This is a genomic window from Helicobacter pylori (genome assembly GCF_002832345.1).
GTDB lineage: Bacteria > Campylobacterota > Campylobacteria > Campylobacterales > Helicobacteraceae > Helicobacter > Helicobacter pylori_CP.
Genome location: NZ_PHLZ01000031.1, coordinates 1 through 15,351 on the forward strand (window position 1 = coordinate 1; position 15,351 = coordinate 15,351).

Below are 15,351 nucleotides of genomic sequence, written 5' to 3' on the forward strand. Positions count from 1 at the left end.
GGCCTTTTCAAGGATAAGGTATGGAAGCGTTAAAGACTTTTTTAAAAAAATCCCTTATTCTGTTGTTGGTGGTTGCTTTAAGCCACCTGAACGCTGTGGCTATGATTGTGGATAACCCTACGCAGAACGCTTGGAATGGTGCTAAAAGAGCATGGGATGAAAGCAAGTGGGCTAAACATTTAGCCACTATCACTGAAAGGATCAAGCTCGCTCAAGACACATTAGACAGGGCTAATCAGACGCTTAATTCCATCAACAAAGTGAATGATGTTTTGAACAAAACCAATCAATTTCTAACAGGCAGTGTTTTAAGTATCCTCAATCCCATGCGGTATGTAGAAAAAATCCAAAGTTTTGCCAAGCAAGTTCAAGCCAATACTGAAAGGATCAAAGAAAATGCACAAAACTATGATATACGCAATCAAATTGCAGCCAAACGCATCTCTGAAAAATGCCCTGAACTCAATTGGGATGTTAGTCAAGACGCGAGCCCTACAGAGAAAAACTTACACCAATTTTTCACGAGCAAGGGGAAAGAAAGCGCTAACACAAAGGCTCTAAAGGATTTTGCTAACGCCATAGGTAACACTCAAATCAGCACGGCGAACGATTTAGGAGCTGGACTTAGAGGCAGAGCCTTATTAGAATACATTTGCATTCAAAAAGGTAATTTAGAAGCGGCTAAAAAAATCCAATTATTAGACAGCCAAATGACTTTAGCTCTACTCAATAACGACTATGCGGCTTATGAAAAACTTAGAGCTGAAAAAGAAGAATTAAAAAGACAAATCGCTTCAAATGTGTATGCGAAAGTCAAACAGCTTGTTGTAGCTTCCCAAGATAGAGCGTTTAGTCAAATGGATAATGAGTTGGGCGTTAAAACTTTTGGGTTTAACGATGAGAATGTTAAAACAATGATACGCATTCAAAGCGTGAATGATTTGGAATTGATCTTAAAATGGCAAGATAGAGTTTTAGAGTGCCAAAGTCTTATCGCATTGAAAGAACTCAATCACAAGCTTTATAATCAAGGCGTTAGGCATACGATTATGATGCAAGGCTTGTTTTTGTTCTTTGAATATTTTGATAATAGGATTAAGCTCAAATCCTTGTGCAATCTAGCAGAAGAACAGGTTATAGACTTCTTATTTGGATTAGCCAAAAACAGGAAACCAAGCTCTATGGCTAAATATGTGATGGTTTTAAGACAATTCTTTGATTATTTAGACAGAAAAAGAAACTATAGTTTTGATTTTGAACTTAAAAATCTATCATTTGCCAAGAAAGAAACGCATTTGCCTAAACATTTGAATAAAAATGATTTTAAGGCTTTTATCCAAGCTCTTCTAAAATACCGTCCCAAAACCAGTTTTGAAAAACGCAATCAGTGTATTTTACTGCTTATTGCATTAGGGGGGTTAAGGAAGTTTGAAGCCTTAGATTTGGAGCTAAAAAACATTGCTTTAGAAAATAATCACTACCGCCTTTTAATCAAAGGCAAAAACAATAAAGAGAGATACGCTTATATTGAAAAAGAATTTTTGCAAGTTCCTTTGAATGCGTGGCTAAGCGATACTAAACGATTAAAGAGTTTTAAGGGGCGTTTTGTGTTTAAAAAAGCAAAAAACAACACCACGCAAAAAACTTGCTCTTTAAGGGGCTTTATCGCTAAAATTTTTAAGCTCTCTAATATTGATGTAAAATCTTATGGATTAGGTTTGCATCTTTTTAGGCATAGTTTTGCTACTTTTATTTATGATGAAACACAGGATTTGGTTTTAACTTCAAGAGCGTTGGGTCATAGTTCTTTGCTTTCTACTAAAATCTATATCCATACCACTCAAGAACACAATAAAAAAACGGCTCTTGTGTTAAAAGGATGGTTAAAAGATGAAAAAAGCGAGTAAGCTTTTAAGAAATCTTGATTTATTCTAATTTTTGAGTTATAATGCATTTACATTATAAGGGTTATAAGGGCTGACCGAAGCCCAACTTTCTTTATAAACTACTTAAACTTTCTAAGTTTTTATTCCCAATGCTCTTGATTAAATCATCTAAAAATAGAGTGATTTTATTAGGCTCAATACCAATCACTAAAATTCTGCCCATTGGAATGTTTTCTGTTTTTCCATTGAATGGTGTGGCTATTCGTGGGCGCTTGTTCGGTTGGATTTTGAGTAAATTTTCCCAATGATACGTGCGATTTCTAATCGTCCATAGCAAGTTCAACGCTATATGGGCTTTGGCATAATTAGAGAGATTTTGTTTTCTGTTTTTAATAAGCAAAGTATCCTTATTTTCATGATAATAAGCCCTAAAACGATACGCTCTCAAATCTAATATTACCCCCTCTAACTTATAACAAAAAATAAGCCTAACCACTGCCCCTAAAGACATTTTAGATAAGATTAAAGAATGCGTGATTTCTTTTTTCTTTTCTTTTAATTCTTTGATTAAAGGGGTTAAAGCGCTTTCATTAAACACCCATTCGCTCCCTTTCATTTGAGTCAAGCAATGATCTAAAGCGTTGCGTAAATAAATCTCTAAATTAGAGATTTTAGGCGTGATGAAAGAAATGAGTTTTAAATTTTCTTTGTATTGCTCTAGGCTGTCATAAGCATCTAATCTTTCTTTGGATAGAATGAGTGTAATATCATTTTTAAAATCTTGTAAATCTTGCATGATTTCTCTTAAGGTTTTTTAAAAAATTATCACTAAAAATAATTTTCAAAAATTGCCCTAAAATGGCCTTTATCATTTGCTATCTCTATGAGACTTGGGAAGTTCAATCGTCTCCACGCCCACTCTAACACCAGGATGTCCTGGCATGTCTCTCATGTTAGCCGTGGTGCTGTTTATCGTAGATTTTGCGTCTTTATAAGCTTCTAGCGTTCTGCCAAACGCTGAACGACCCGCACTCTTAAGACTTCCAGCTATGGATCCAGCTCCAGCACTAGCTATTTGCACACCTTGATATATGAAGCTTTTAGCATCCGTTAGACCACCTTGTGTGCCAAAGATAGCGTTAATCATTTCGGGGACTTTTTGAATGAATGTCAGTGAAATTCCTATTACCACAATAATGCCAAATTTAGCCACTATTTCATTGCTCCCTCCCACTTTGATTGCGTATTGTAATGCAAAAGAATTGAATAACACTAATAGCAACAACAAAGGCATGTAAAAAGTCAATGAAATAATCTTTTTCACATAAGACACTAAAAAACCTCTAGTCTGCTGAAAAAAACCTAGCGGTAACATGAAAATAATTAAAGACAAGTAAATAATTTTTTCTAAATAAGTCAAAAAAACATAACAGAAAACTTTGAATAACAAAAACAATTCTAATCCTAAAATAACCAATAACAAAACAGCTGCAAGAAGGGTTTTTGGCGATAGTCCATAATTAATTTTGAAGTCTTCATATAATTTATTCAAACTCGTTAAAATTTGTCTGACATGGAATGAAATGTTAGCGTTAGTGATACTGTGGTGCGTGTCTATCTTCTTATATTCTCCTGCACTATTTGTTTGATATTCCTTAACCACATTAGAAATTCCAGCATTTAGCAAGTTAGCAGGTGCGTCAAAAATTTCTGTTACATGATTTTGAAAGGCAAAACTAGAGCGACCATTACCGCTACTAGAACCATCAGATTTAAAAGCGTAATGATACAAAGAAAGGTATCCAACAAATACAAAAAGCATTAAAAAGGTTTTGATTTCAAATAAATCATTGTTTTGATAGCGTTTAAAAGAATACAAAAGGATCAAAAGCACTCCTAAAACCATACCAAAAGGTTGGATAACATTGGCTAAAGGCTCACCAATTCCTTTTAAGATCTTGTTAGAAAACGAAATAAAAAACCCAAGAATATCGTTGTAAAGCCCATCTGCTTGTATAACTAAAGAATCTTGCTTACTGTAAAGTAAGTAAGCACCCGTTCCTATGACAGCTAAAGCACCAAGCACTAAAGGATTAGAAAGAAACGGCAAGGCAAGTAGTGGAGCGGCCATGTTATTTAATCTCCAACATTCTTCTATTTCTTTCACCAGCAGCTATTCTCATAGTAGCCGAGCAATCCACTTTATCGCCTCCTTTTTCAAAGCATTCGCTATCCTTTTTCAAGGCTTCTTCTATGTGGTTTTTATAATATTCTTCCCTTTCTTTCACTTGTGATAGATAATAATCATGTTGCAAATCTTCTATTTTGTATTTTATAACATCCCAAAAAACCACCACTAAAATCCCTAAAATCCCTAACAAAATCCATGAATTTAATCTGCTTTTAAACATGCAAACTCCTTTTTAAAATATTTGACTAATTTTAACACAATCACCCTTATTTCAATAAGGATTAAACGACTGAATATTATCAGAGCTTGGAGCTTCATTATTGCTATTTGAATTCACGCCACTTGCCTTTCCTACACTACCATTAGGGAAACCATAAGCGTCCAATTTAGCCCTATAGACTTTTTCTATTTCTTGTTGTTTTTGTTCAAGATTTTCTTGATGCTCTTTGTCATCTTTTAGGGCGTCAGCAGAAATAATATCTTCAAAATAGCCCATTTGTTGCTTGAATACATAGCTTTGCATTTGTGCCATCAAACCCAGTGTCTTATTCATGAAGCTTAAATTTTGAGCGATTTCTAAAGCAGTTTCTACGCTTAATTGCTGAAATCGGTGTTTGTAGTCATTGAACACTTTAGCAGCTGCTTCACCTTTTTTACCAGCAATATCCCTACTATAATCTAAATTAAGCTCATCAAATTGCACTTTTAAGCGATTAACATTGAGCATGTTAGGGATGCATTCGCTTTTGCCATTTCTGTTTTCTTTCTTGCAATAACCTTTTTTAATAGGGTGTTTTAGCACCATTTGTTGTGAGTGTTTAACGCTTGGCGTTGGTGGATTTTGGTGGTGGTGAAATTCTTAACATTCAAAGATTTTTGAACTTATCGTTTCAGATTTCATTTTGTTGTAAAACTCTTAAGGGGGTGGGGGATATTATAATTTCTCTCTGCAACCTCATTAAAACCCCATAGCCCCTATGGAGTGCATCACAATGAGATTATCGCTTGATTGAAATCAAGCTCTCTAATATTCTAGCGTTTTAAAATACCCACCCGTAATTGAAAAACACCTTAAAATGGCTAGCCCCTTCATTAAAAACAAAAGAGTTTGTGTAATCGCTACCACTAGAAACGACGCTAGCTTTTCTTTGGATTAAAGGGATGCTAATCCCTACAGAATATTTAGAATGCTTATAGCGGTAATTCAACCCAGTAGCCACATCTAAATTGCCACTTCCTTTGACTTTATTGAACACATAATAGCTGTTATACAAGCCCCTTAACCCCCCAAAGATACCAAAAGATGATGAAAAATTCCTTTTGGTTTGAATGCCTGTAGGGTTATTTTTATTGGAGTAAGTGGTGATAAAATCCAATAACAAATCTATCCCCCCACCATAGCTCAATTGCTGGAATTTTTGATTAAGGGCTTTAGAATAGTTGTATTTGATGATGCCATAATAAGCCAACCCTATGAAATCATTAAAGTAGTTTTGATAGCCTATCTTAGCGTTAACCCCTAAAATAGGGCTTCTAAAACTCTGTGAAGCGCTTGAAAAATAGTGGTTAGTAACGCTAGAAGTGACAAAGGTTTTTTGAATGGTGCTGAGCATGGAATTGGCTAAATCTTGCGTGTTCAAACTAGCGTTTAGATTGTAGTTTGTTTGACTCCCTAAGTTAGCGTAGTTGATCGGCAAGGCGTTTTGATTAATAAGCTGCTGCCAAACCGCTGCTGTTACCCCTAAAAAGCCAGCCGGAACATCCGCGCAATTGTGGTAGATGGAATTAGGGTAGTTGCTAGGGAAAGAGGGCTGACCTTGACCCCCATAAAGCGAACACACATTATAGGGGAGGCCATCAGAATCTTTTGGCTTGCCATTTTCATTTTGACCGGTTGGCACTCTTTGATAGGTCATGTTCCCGTTATGGGTGTAGCCTTTAGTGTGGCTGAATTCATGCAAGATGGTTCTTAAATCCTCTAAATTGATAGTCTTAAGGTCATTACCAAAGAGTTTTGTAGGATCTAAGGCAGAAGCTACTACCCCTAACTGGCCATAATGCTTGCCATCATCATTGTTGCTAGGGGTAATATCACTCCCAAGCCCTACAACCCCTGAATCTTTTAAAACAACGACATCAAGATCCGCTTTGTTTCTAAATTTATTGACAATGTCTTGTTTGTTTAACACATAACTTTTATTTTGAGAATTGACACGCCCGTTTGTCCCGGGATTTACGCATTCATTCTCTTTGCTAGTATCGCATTCCCCTCCTCCGCCTTTATTAGTGAATTCAAAAGGAGCGTTTAAAACCGCATCACCCCAAGATTGGGAGTCTAAGACAGCGATCATGTTCAACATTAAATTAGTGAATTCCTCTGCGGTTTGTGGGGTGAAAGCTTCCCAGTGGTTTTCGTGATCTTTAAATTTGTTTTCATTCCTGTAATTTACGATCAAATCTGTCTTAATCTTATTGAGCGTTTCAAACACCCTTTGCGTGTTAGCGTCAGAAACAGAAGTGCTAGTGACTTCAATTTTTGGAAGAAATAAAGTATAAGGGTCAATTTTTAGACTATCAAATGCCTCCCCAGGTAAAACAATCTTAGAGTGTTTGGGGATAGTCTCTATCACGCCCAGATCGATCACATTGCCTTGAGCGTCTGTAAAACTCAATTTAACATTGCTTAGATTATAAGGCAAGAAGTTTTCTATAGTTAATTTACCACCAATATACAACACTTTAACAGGGGATAAAGATGAAAAGTTTAATTGTGATATGGATTTAGCGTCTGTGAACAAATTAGCCGCTCTTTTTAAAATCGTGTCTGTGGGTAAATAATTATAAGTCGCGTAAGTGTTTTTTGTGGTGGTGTGTCTTTTTTCTTGCGTTTGCGTGCCTTCTAACAGCCCAGTTTCAAACCCGGCTTCTATGAAAAAGCCGTTTTTTTGGTTCGCTTCTAAAACACTGAACAATAAAAGCGGGATGAATAGTTTTTTCATGGTTATCCTTTGTTAGCTTATAGTGCCTTTATTATACAATTTAAGGGAATGGTTTGTTTGTTTTTTGGAATTTAAAGTTTTTACAAGGGATTAGTGTTTCATATTAAAACAAAATTTTAACAGCAAGCGTTTGTTTAGGGTTTATTTAGCATTAATTAGGCTGTGTTAATCAAAGTTTGATAGTTAAAAGGCGTGTGTCAAATGGATGCGCCAATCAAGACAAAATCTTTTCCATAAAAAGAGTAGGGAAAATCAAAGTCTCTTCGCCCAACTCCACCACGCAATTCTCTTCTTTGATGCGCACAAAACCCAGCTTTTGATAGAGGTTGCATGCCTTGATTTGACTCTTGCTCACATGCAGAGAGATTTTAGTATAGCCTTTAATAAAAGCGTATCGCTCCACGCTCTCATAGAGTTTTTGGCCCAACCCTTGAGATTGATAAGCGGTATCAATGTGGAATTTACACAGATCGGCTTCCGTTTTATTGATATGATTAAGCCCACAGATCCCAATGAGCTTGTTATCCTTTCTCATTCCAAAAAATTCCCCACCATGCTCGCGCAATTTTTGAACGAACCCGCTAATGCTGAGCAAAAGATCTAAGCGTTGGATAAACCCTAAAGGGTTATCAGCGATGCACTCAGCATAAAATTCTTCTAATTCAGTGGGGTATTTGGGCGAAAAAACGTTGATGGTCATGATTGCCTAACTTCCAAAGATGAAATGATCCCTTAATGAGCGTAATGATAACAATTTTTAGCTTAAAATAATAACGCTATTATGAGTCTTTTAAAACCCTTTTTGATTATCCCACAAGCGGATATGAAGCCTATCGCTCAGCCTGAAACCATGCTTTATGGCTAGGGGGGCTAGGGTTTTTAGATTTTTGTCTAGCTCGTTGTTATTTGTGCCTAAGGGCATTAAAAAGATTTCATTATTTTTTAAGGAGAGTTGTTTCAAAAGGCTTTGAATTTCTATAATAGATTGAGTGGCATTTTGGCTATCTAATACGAATTTAAAATGTGCGCTTTTAGCGTTATTTAAGATATTTTGTAAGGCTTTGAGGTTGATCCGCTTGCTTTCTTCCTCCAAAGAAAAAGAGAGTTTGACGCTTAGGGTGAAATGCAATTCTTTTAAAATAGGGCTAAATTCAAAAAAAATAGAGCCGTTGCTCTCTGCAAATAAAGGGATTTTTTTATGGTAAAAATGCTCTAAAACGCTGATTAAAATAGGGTTATTAAAATACAAACTTGGCTCCCCGCCTGTAAGAATGAAATCAAAATGTTTATAATTAGGGGCTAAATCCTCTAATCGTTCAATTAAGGATTTAGGCTCATTGTAATAATCCCAAGATGTTTTGAATTTAGGATGCACCGCATACAAACTATCGCAACCTGTTAGGATTTCATCATTCAATAAGGTTTTACAATTAAAGCCTTTGCATGAAAGGTTACACCCCCCTAAGCGCAAAAAAAGACTGGGCTTGCCTATCCTTTTTCCTTCACCTTGTAAGGAAAAAAAGCTCTCAACAACCGGGAGTTTCATGGGATTTGGTGTAAGGGCTTAGCATGAAAAAAGCATTGTTTTTCATCGCTGATGATTTTATTGAAAAAATCCTTATCATGCCACAAATTTTGAATGCCTTGCGAGAAAGAGACGCAATTTGGATGCACTAAAGATTTAAAATGAGGGTTTTCTAAATCTTTTAAAAAGCTCTCCGCATAGCCGTTTTTAGTCTCATGCACGCGCACGCTAGAGACTTTTAACTCCCCTTCATTATTAGAGAAAACGCTTTTTTGTAAAATCCTTGAAAGGTAGTATAAAAACATGAGAGCGTAACTCTCCGCGCTCAAATTAAACGAGCATTTCACATAACGCACGCAATGATTTTCTATAAAATGCTGGAACTCATCGCTTTCTTTGTCCCAAAAATGATGGGCATGATCAAACGACTCAATGAAAACTTGCATTTCTTGTTGCATCAATCCAAAATCTAACGCCATGTTCGCGTTATCTAAGCGGTTGGTTTCAATAAAGACTTCCACTTCATAATTATGCCCATGGATATTTTGAGCGCATTTTAAAGAAGAACAATTACGCACCACATGGCTAGCGCAAAATTTATACAATCGCCTAATAACCATTACTCATTGCCTATAACATGGCTGATAAAGGGGCAGTCTTAAATTGTAGTAGTAGCGTTCAGGGCGGTTAAAATCAATGCGCTTGATCGTGCTTTTAATCAAATCCCTATAGAGCATTTGATAGCCGCAAGTCCTCCCGCTCACGCTCCCATCCACATATAAAACCCGTTTTTGCAGCACCACATCATACCAATCCAAAATAAAATGCGAATTAGCGCTCATTAAAATTTGCTCGCTAAAGCCATTGATAGCGTAGTAATCCGTAGGGGTTTGAGAGCAATAAAACTGCCCCCCAAGAAAATAACAAGGCTTATTGACTTGATCGATCAGTTGGTAATTGTATTGGTAGAATGGCACAGCCGAGATATTACGGACAATGCGTGCATAGATCACATTTTTGGCTTTATCTAATGGGAATTCCGCTTGCGTGAAGACATTGTAAAAGCCTAATTTTTGCAATTCATAAACAATCACATTGATATAATAAGAAGTCATCGCATCGCTTCTGTCATAAGCTACCACGATAGTGGAATTATAGTTGAACAAATAATCCCCTGTAACTTCTGAATAATACCCCATGTGCAAGCGGTGCTGGCATGCATTAAAGAAAAAAAACACCCCAACAATTAGCCCTAAAAAAGCCAAGCGGTGATTTTTACTCACTTTAACATTCCCTCATGCCAAGATTCCAAGCTTTTCAAATCATCATAACTGGTTAAGTCTAAATTTAAAGGCGTGATAGAGGCATGGTTTGAAGCAATAGCGTCAAAATCAGAGAGTCTGTCTTCATTTTCGCGCTTTTGCCATTCTAAAGGGTGCAGCCCTAGCCAAAAATAGCTTTCGTTTTTGGGGTCTGTGCGCTTATGCACTTCTTTTTTATACAGCCTATAGCCCTTAGGGGTGATGCGTTCGCCCTTATATTCTTGTAAGGAGCAATTAGGGACATTCACATTCAGGAGTTTGCGCCCCTTTAAGGGGTAGCCTTTGGTGAAGATGTTTTGGACTAAATCCTGGATGATCTTTTGAGCCAAATCAAAACTTAAGGGAGTGTTTTTGTTTTTGTTAGAAAGGATTTGAGAAATCGCAATGGAAGGCACGCCTTGGATCGTGCCTTCAATCGCTCCGGCCACCGTTCCAGAATAAATCGTGTCTTCGCCCATGTTAGATCCAAGATTGATCCCTGAAATCACTAAATCAAAACAAACATGTTTAAAAAGCTCATTGATCGCTAGATACACGCAATCGCTTGGTGTGCCATCATCAATCCTGTAATGCCGGCCTTCTTTGCCTTTAATTTTCTCCGCTCTTAAAGGCGCAGTGATCGTGATGCATTGCGAGCATGCGCTTTTTTCATGCTTGGGGGCGACCACATAAATTTCTGCCATTTCTTCTAAAGCTTGTTCTAAAGCTTTAATGCCTTTTGCATGGTAGCCATCATCGTTGGTGAGTAAAATTTTTTTCATGTCTTGCCTTTAAATAGAGTGTTCAATAATGCGTTCAAATTTTCTTGCAATAAAGGATAAGTGGGTTTTAGCAGGTTTAAATCGTTTAAAACCTCTGTTTTTAAAGTTTGGGCGTAACCGCTTGCCTTTTTTAGCCCCAATAAATTCACAAAGCTGTTTTTAGTGCTGTCTAAATGAGTGGTTTTACCGCTTTCTTTTTCATCTTGCGTAACATCTATAATATCATCTAGCACTTGAAAACAAAGACCCATTTTTAACCCAAAAGCCTGAAGCCATTTAAAAAGCTCTTCATCTTTAATACCGCTTGCAACAAGCCCCATCATCAGACTTGCGCTAATCAATTTAGCGGTTTTATGCTCGTGTAAGAAAGTGAGCTGCTCTAAATTTAAGGGCGTGTTCTCAAAATAGCAATCCAAGGCCTGCCCTAAGATCATGCCTTTAATCCCCCCATTAGCGCTTAAGATTTTGATTAATTCCACAATGATATGGCTTTCTAATAAAGCGTTTGAGAGCAATTCAAAAGAGTAAGTGTTGAGCGCATCGCCGATTAAAACGGCTGTGGTTTCATCGTATTTGGCGTGTAAAGTGGGGTGGTTTCTCCTTAAAGCGGCGTTATCCATGCATGGTAAATCGTCATGGATGAGCGAATAAGTGTGCAAGCATTCAATGCTTAAAGCGATTTTAAAATATTCTGTTTGTTGGTTAGAATAATCTTTTTGACCCACTAACGCACAAAGCACGGCTAAAAAAAGCTTAGGGCGGAACCTTTTACCCCCATTAAGCACCATTTCAAAAAAGGCTTTTTCCAAATAAGGGTGGAAGCTTTCAAGGTGTAAATGATGGTTTTTTAAAAAGCTTTCAAAACGCTCGCACTCATTATAATAAAAGGATAAATTAGGGTTACTCATGCATAGAATTATAACCTAAGATTTTAAGAGTTGCATAAATTCAGCTCTGGTTTTAGGGTCTTTTTTAAAGAGACCTCTTAACACGCTTGTTTTAATGATCGCATTTTGCTTTTGCACCCCTTGCATGCTCATGCACAAATGCTTGGCTTCACAAACCACGATCACGCCCCTTGGCTCTATGATTTCATCAAAGGTTTCTGCAATTTGAGTGGTCAGCCTTTCTTGGATTTGTAGGCGTTTGCTATAAATTTCAATGAGTTTAGCGATCGCGCTAATGCCTACAATCTTTTCTTTAGGGATGTATCCTAAACTGATATTCCCCAAAAAAGGGAGCAAATGGTGTTCGCAAGTGGAGTAAAATTCAATGTTTTGAGCCACTATCATTTCATCGCAAACGCCTTGAAAATACGCGCTTTTTAAAGCCACTTTAGGATCTTCTTTATAGCCTTTATACAAGAATTTCCATAATTCTTGAACCCTTTTAGGCGTCTCTTTCAAACCCTCTCTATTCTTATCTTCGCCGATATTTTCAAAAAATTGGTTGAAAAAATTTTCCATTTAGATCACGCGTCTTCTTAAGGATTGGATACGATTTTTAACGCTAGGGTGGGTGCTAAACATTTCAGCGTTAAAAAGATAGGCCGCTGATCGGGTGGAGTTTTGATCTATGCCCTTGTAATCGTTGTTCGCATAGTCGTTAGAAATTTTTTGTAAGGCTCTAATCATGGGCTTATTGTCATGCATTAAAAACGCCGCCCCGCTATCGGCCATGTATTCTCGTGTGCGGCTCAAATACATTTGCAAAAGGAGCGTTAAAAAAGGCAAAACGATCTGTAAGAGTAATAAAATCATTCGGGCTAAATTCGCCCCACTATTCTTGCGATTCCCCATGAAAAAATACACGCTAAAATTAGCCACTAATAGCATGATATTGCTTAAAATCCCCACGCACATGGTCAAGCGGATGTCGTTGTGCCTGATATGGCTGAGCTCATGAGCGATCACGGCTTTCAATTCGTCTCTATCCAACCTTTCTATTAAAGCGCTTGTAAGAGCGATAAGAGAATTGGATTCATTCCACCCGCTCGCAAAAGCGTTCATGTAAGGAGCGTTAATGATATAAAGCTTAGGCTCAAAATGAAGCTTAGCCTCTTCTAAAAGCTCTAACAAAAGGCGATGGATTTGATTTTCTTTAGAGCTTAAAACCTTGCTTGTGTCAATAAGCTTGTATTCATCACCGCTTAACATGATAGAGCTAAAATTTTGGATACAAATAACAATAATAACAAAAGCCGCTAAAAACATAATCATGGTGATTGCAGGAAAAATTTGAAAAGTCATGAGTTTAAAAAGGGCTATGCCTAAATCATTAGCGTTGATTCTAATAACATCCACCAACAACCCGATAAAAGCAAAAATCACGCAATAAGTGGCTAAAACCGCATTCGTTTTGAGCCTGTTTTGCGCGATAATCTTTTCAAAATTCGTCATTATTTTCTCCTTTCTCATGCTTGATTTCTTTGAGCAACGCGCTCGCATAACTCCCTTTAGGCAAGTAAAATCCCAATTCAAATTGCGCTTTTTCTTTGATATATTGAGAAGTTACATTTTCCACAAACACCCAAAAAAACCGCCTGGATCCTAGCGTTTTAGCATGGCTATTTAAAAGGTTATGCTGGAATTTTTTTTCAATTTCTAAACTCAAATTTTTTGCATAAAGAGCTTTTTTGCCATCTAGTAACCCCGTAGGCACAGCTTCTTTTTTCAAAAACCTTTCGCCCTCTTTTTCTAATTCTAAAGCATCAAAAAACTTCCCATAAGGGTAATGGCACATCACATCGCCTTCTAAGATTTTAAAGGGGTGGGCTTGGTTTTTAAGGGCTTTTAGGGTGCTTGAATTGACGCTTAAATTTTTTTGTTTAAAAAATTCTAAATTTTCTTTTAGGCTAAAAGCGCTAATGATTTTGCTGATTTCTAATCGTTTGCTTAAAAGCGAATTAAACAAATAACTTTGATAGCTTGAAATTAAAAAAGCGTTTAATTTTTGATGGGCGAATTTCGTTTTATTTTGTAAGATTTTTAACCCTTCTTTATGGTTGTCATTGAACTTCCCAAAGCGTTGTGAGCCAAAATAATTAGGCATGCCAAATTGCGTGATTTGTTCTAAAACCTGCTTTGTTTTTTGAGCGTTTAGGGGGGTCATTTTTTTAAAGCGCATAAAAAAGCGATTCCCCTTTAAATGCCCTAATTTGATTTTATTGTGATGGTAATTCAAAGATAAAATCTTAAGGTTTCTTTCTTGCAAATTATGCGTATTTTTTTCTAATAAAGGGGCGTATTTTTTAGGGAGTGAGATGAATTGAGTCGTCAGCGCGTTTTTGTCTTTCAAGCCCGCATAACCCAATTCAGCGATTTTTACCCCTAAAATTTGAGAAAAAATCTGAAGCATTTCCAAAGTGCTTAAACCGCTTTTCCTCACTTGAATAACGGCATGTTCGCCTGTGTTGCTAAATTCATACAAAGGCACTTCATGCACGCAAAAATCCCTAGCGCTAGAATTGAAATGAAAATCAATGCTCGCATGGTTATAAGCATGCAATAGGGGCATAAAGTTTAAATTCATGCTTTGATCCTTGAATTAAACGCCCTTGAGAGCGAAACGGAGTCAATGTTTTCAAAATTCACTCCAGTAGGCACGCCTTGAGCGATTTTAGTGAAAGTGAGCTGGAAATGCTGTAATTTATCTTCAATATAAAGCATTAAAGAATCATTAGCCAAAGTGGGAGGGAAAGCAAAAATGATTTCTTTAATGTTTTCTTCAATCAGGCGTTTTTCTAGGGCGTTAAAATCCACTTCTTCTATGGAATTTAACACATAATAGCGCCCTAAAAAATCCTTTAAATCTTCTAAAATAAACACATCTCTTGGGTGTAAAACCATGCAAAGCTGAGAATTTTGCCTACTCTCATCAGAGCAAATCTCACAAACCTCACTCTCACTGAGCGCGTTACAAGATGCACATGTTTTAAGGTTTTCTAGGGTGTTCTCTAAAGCGTGCGTGATTTTGAGCGCCAGATAGGGGTTTTCTAAACCCAAATGATACGCTATTTTAAAGGCGGATTTTTTACCCACATTGGGGATCTTTTCTAAACAATCCACTAAATTTAAAAAGTGATTCAAGCTGTTTTTATAAGTATTCATTTTGTTAGTATATCAAACTTAACTTGACTTGAAAGCCACTAAAAGGGCTTTTATTGTTTTTTATTTTTATCGTTTTTTAAAAGAGGGTTTAAGATGAAAAAGCGCTAATGGAGCGTTTAGATAAAAGTGTTATAATACGCTATCTCAATTTTAAGGAATAACATGCCGTTTATCAATATCAAACTCGTGCCAGAAAATGGAGGGCCAACAAACGAGCAAAAACAGCAATTGATTGAAGGGGTTTCAGATTTGATGGTTAAGGTGTTAAACAAAAATAAGGCTTCTGTTGTGGTCATTATAGATGAGGTGGATTCTAATAATTATGGTCTTGGGGGCGAGAGCGTCCATCATTTGAGGCAAAAAAACTAAATCTAGTTTTTAAAATTCAAAGGTTGCGATACGCTAAAACATGTAAGGGGGTGCTTATTTTCTACCCCCCTAAAAACTATAAACATAACTCACATTGAACACCACAAGGCGTTTGAAAAAGAGGGAAGTGTTTAACCCTTTGCCATGCGTTTCATAAAAGGAGTTCACCGCTAAAGGGATTTTCAAGCC

The 15,351-nt window shown here is 36.8% G+C and carries 18 protein-coding genes; 2 read left to right on the top strand and 16 right to left on the bottom strand.

Annotated features, from left to right (window positions below; translation table 11 throughout):
* The first annotated feature begins 857 nt into the window (after nucleotides 1-857).
* Complete coding sequence (locus CXY28_RS07810; RefSeq protein WP_050573326.1) at nucleotides 858-1,907, top strand: tyrosine-type recombinase/integrase; 1,050 nt, start codon at nucleotides 858-860, stop codon at nucleotides 1,905-1,907.
* A gap of 91 nt (nucleotides 1,908-1,998) precedes the next feature.
* On the opposite strand, the gene CXY28_RS07815 is transcribed toward CXY28_RS07810, so the two are convergent.
* The 15 genes from CXY28_RS07815 to recR all read right to left on the bottom strand — a co-directional run bounded on the left by CXY28_RS07815 (nucleotide 1,999) and on the right by recR (nucleotide 14,793).
* On the bottom strand, nucleotides 1,999-2,682 hold the full coding sequence (locus CXY28_RS07815; RefSeq protein WP_100951460.1) for a CAAX protease: 684 nt from the start codon (nucleotides 2,680-2,682) through the stop codon (nucleotides 1,999-2,001).
* A gap of 72 nt (nucleotides 2,683-2,754) precedes the next feature.
* The gene (locus CXY28_RS07820; protein WP_050826242.1) at nucleotides 2,755-4,017 is read right to left on the bottom strand and encodes a type IV secretion system protein; all 1,263 of its coding nucleotides are present in this window, start codon (nucleotides 4,015-4,017) and stop codon (nucleotides 2,755-2,757) included.
* 1 nt (nucleotide 4,018) lies between these two features.
* Complete coding sequence (locus CXY28_RS07825) at nucleotides 4,019-4,297, bottom strand: hypothetical protein (protein ID WP_100980348.1); 279 nt, start codon at nucleotides 4,295-4,297, stop codon at nucleotides 4,019-4,021.
* A 51-nt stretch (nucleotides 4,298-4,348) separates the two neighbouring features.
* Entirely contained in the window at nucleotides 4,349-4,882 is a 534-nt protein-coding gene (locus CXY28_RS07830; RefSeq protein WP_100980350.1) for a hypothetical protein, read from the bottom strand.
* A gap of 235 nt (nucleotides 4,883-5,117) precedes the next feature.
* On the bottom strand, nucleotides 5,118-7,076 hold the full coding sequence (locus CXY28_RS07835) for a porin family protein (RefSeq protein WP_100980352.1): 1,959 nt from the start codon (nucleotides 7,074-7,076) through the stop codon (nucleotides 5,118-5,120).
* A 214-nt stretch (nucleotides 7,077-7,290) separates the two neighbouring features.
* A complete protein-coding gene (locus CXY28_RS07840) occupies nucleotides 7,291-7,776 on the bottom strand; it encodes a GNAT family N-acetyltransferase (protein ID WP_100980354.1) in 486 nt (161 codons plus the stop codon).
* Nucleotides 7,777-7,866: 90 nt separating this feature from the next.
* Nucleotides 7,867-8,622 carry a 7-carboxy-7-deazaguanine synthase QueE gene (locus tag CXY28_RS07845; RefSeq protein WP_050826245.1) on the bottom strand — a complete coding sequence of 252 codons (756 nt, stop codon included), beginning with the start codon at nucleotides 8,620-8,622 and terminating at the stop codon, nucleotides 7,867-7,869.
* Complete coding sequence (locus CXY28_RS07850; RefSeq protein WP_100980356.1) at nucleotides 8,619-9,221, bottom strand: 6-pyruvoyl trahydropterin synthase family protein; 603 nt, start codon at nucleotides 9,219-9,221, stop codon at nucleotides 8,619-8,621. Before CXY28_RS07850 ends, CXY28_RS07845 begins: the two co-directional genes overlap by 4 nt.
* A 3-nt stretch (nucleotides 9,222-9,224) precedes the next feature.
* The gene (locus CXY28_RS07855; RefSeq protein ID WP_000041790.1) at nucleotides 9,225-9,884 is read right to left on the bottom strand and encodes a hypothetical protein; all 660 of its coding nucleotides are present in this window, start codon (nucleotides 9,882-9,884) and stop codon (nucleotides 9,225-9,227) included.
* Nucleotides 9,881-10,684 carry a 5'/3'-nucleotidase SurE gene (gene surE, locus CXY28_RS07860; protein ID WP_000722448.1) on the bottom strand — a complete coding sequence of 268 codons (804 nt, stop codon included), beginning with the start codon at nucleotides 10,682-10,684 and terminating at the stop codon, nucleotides 9,881-9,883. Before surE ends, CXY28_RS07855 begins: the two co-directional genes overlap by 4 nt.
* Nucleotides 10,681-11,592 carry a polyprenyl synthetase family protein gene (locus CXY28_RS07865; protein ID WP_100980358.1) on the bottom strand — a complete coding sequence of 304 codons (912 nt, stop codon included), beginning with the start codon at nucleotides 11,590-11,592 and terminating at the stop codon, nucleotides 10,681-10,683. The genes surE and CXY28_RS07865 overlap by 4 nt, the downstream gene beginning before the upstream one ends.
* Nucleotides 11,593-11,607: 15 nt before the next feature.
* Entirely contained in the window at nucleotides 11,608-12,150 is a 543-nt protein-coding gene (gene folE / locus CXY28_RS07870) for a GTP cyclohydrolase I FolE (RefSeq protein WP_000426949.1), read from the bottom strand.
* Nucleotides 12,151-13,083, bottom strand: coding sequence for a zinc metalloprotease HtpX (gene htpX / locus CXY28_RS07875; protein ID WP_232780001.1), 933 nt, complete (start codon nucleotides 13,081-13,083; stop codon nucleotides 12,151-12,153).
* Nucleotides 13,070-14,215 carry a tRNA pseudouridine(13) synthase TruD gene (gene truD / locus CXY28_RS07880; RefSeq protein WP_100980362.1) on the bottom strand — a complete coding sequence of 382 codons (1,146 nt, stop codon included), beginning with the start codon at nucleotides 14,213-14,215 and terminating at the stop codon, nucleotides 13,070-13,072. The genes htpX and truD overlap by 14 nt, the downstream gene beginning before the upstream one ends.
* On the bottom strand, nucleotides 14,212-14,793 hold the full coding sequence (recR, locus tag CXY28_RS07885) for a recombination mediator RecR (protein ID WP_100980364.1): 582 nt from the start codon (nucleotides 14,791-14,793) through the stop codon (nucleotides 14,212-14,214). Before recR ends, truD begins: the two co-directional genes overlap by 4 nt.
* 162 nt (nucleotides 14,794-14,955) lie before the next feature.
* Here recR and CXY28_RS07890 point away from each other — a divergent pair, with 162 nt between their 5' ends.
* The gene (locus CXY28_RS07890; protein ID WP_001115888.1) at nucleotides 14,956-15,162 is read left to right on the top strand and encodes a 2-hydroxymuconate tautomerase family protein; all 207 of its coding nucleotides are present in this window, start codon (nucleotides 14,956-14,958) and stop codon (nucleotides 15,160-15,162) included.
* Nucleotides 15,163-15,231: 69 nt separating this feature from the next.
* Here CXY28_RS07890 and CXY28_RS07895 read toward each other — a convergent pair.
* Nucleotides 15,232-15,351: outer membrane beta-barrel protein (locus tag CXY28_RS07895; RefSeq protein WP_073423031.1), on the bottom strand; the 120-nt coding region annotated here is incomplete at its 5' end.

Coding starts and splice junctions, on each gene's coding strand:
- CXY28_RS07810 (WP_050573326.1), top strand. CDS start 858: ATGGATAATGAGTTGGGCGTTAAAACTTTTGGGTTTAACGATGAGAAT.
- CXY28_RS07815 (WP_100951460.1), bottom strand. CDS start 2,682: ATGCAAGATTTACAAGATTTTAAAAATGATATTACACTCATTCTATCC.
- CXY28_RS07820 (WP_050826242.1), bottom strand. CDS start 4,017: ATGGCCGCTCCACTACTTGCCTTGCCGTTTCTTTCTAATCCTTTAGTG.
- CXY28_RS07825 (WP_100980348.1), bottom strand. CDS start 4,297: ATGTTTAAAAGCAGATTAAATTCATGGATTTTGTTAGGGATTTTAGGG.
- CXY28_RS07830 (WP_100980350.1), bottom strand. CDS start 4,882: ATGGTGCTAAAACACCCTATTAAAAAAGGTTATTGCAAGAAAGAAAAC.
- CXY28_RS07835 (WP_100980352.1), bottom strand. CDS start 7,076: ATGAAAAAACTATTCATCCCGCTTTTATTGTTCAGTGTTTTAGAAGCG.
- CXY28_RS07840 (WP_100980354.1), bottom strand. CDS start 7,776: ATGACCATCAACGTTTTTTCGCCCAAATACCCCACTGAATTAGAAGAA.
- CXY28_RS07845 (WP_050826245.1), bottom strand. CDS start 8,622: ATGAAACTCCCGGTTGTTGAGAGCTTTTTTTCCTTACAAGGTGAAGGA.
- CXY28_RS07850 (WP_100980356.1), bottom strand. CDS start 9,221: ATGGTTATTAGGCGATTGTATAAATTTTGCGCTAGCCATGTGGTGCGT.
- surE (WP_000722448.1), bottom strand. CDS start 10,684: ATGAAAAAAATTTTACTCACCAACGATGATGGCTACCATGCAAAAGGC.
- CXY28_RS07865 (WP_100980358.1), bottom strand. CDS start 11,592: ATGAGTAACCCTAATTTATCCTTTTATTATAATGAGTGCGAGCGTTTT.
- folE (WP_000426949.1), bottom strand. CDS start 12,150: ATGGAAAATTTTTTCAACCAATTTTTTGAAAATATCGGCGAAGATAAG.
- htpX (WP_232780001.1), bottom strand. CDS start 13,083: ATGACGAATTTTGAAAAGATTATCGCGCAAAACAGGCTCAAAACGAAT.
- truD (WP_100980362.1), bottom strand. CDS start 14,215: ATGAATTTAAACTTTATGCCCCTATTGCATGCTTATAACCATGCGAGC.
- recR (WP_100980364.1), bottom strand. CDS start 14,793: ATGAATACTTATAAAAACAGCTTGAATCACTTTTTAAATTTAGTGGAT.
- CXY28_RS07890 (WP_001115888.1), top strand. CDS start 14,956: ATGCCGTTTATCAATATCAAACTCGTGCCAGAAAATGGAGGGCCAACA.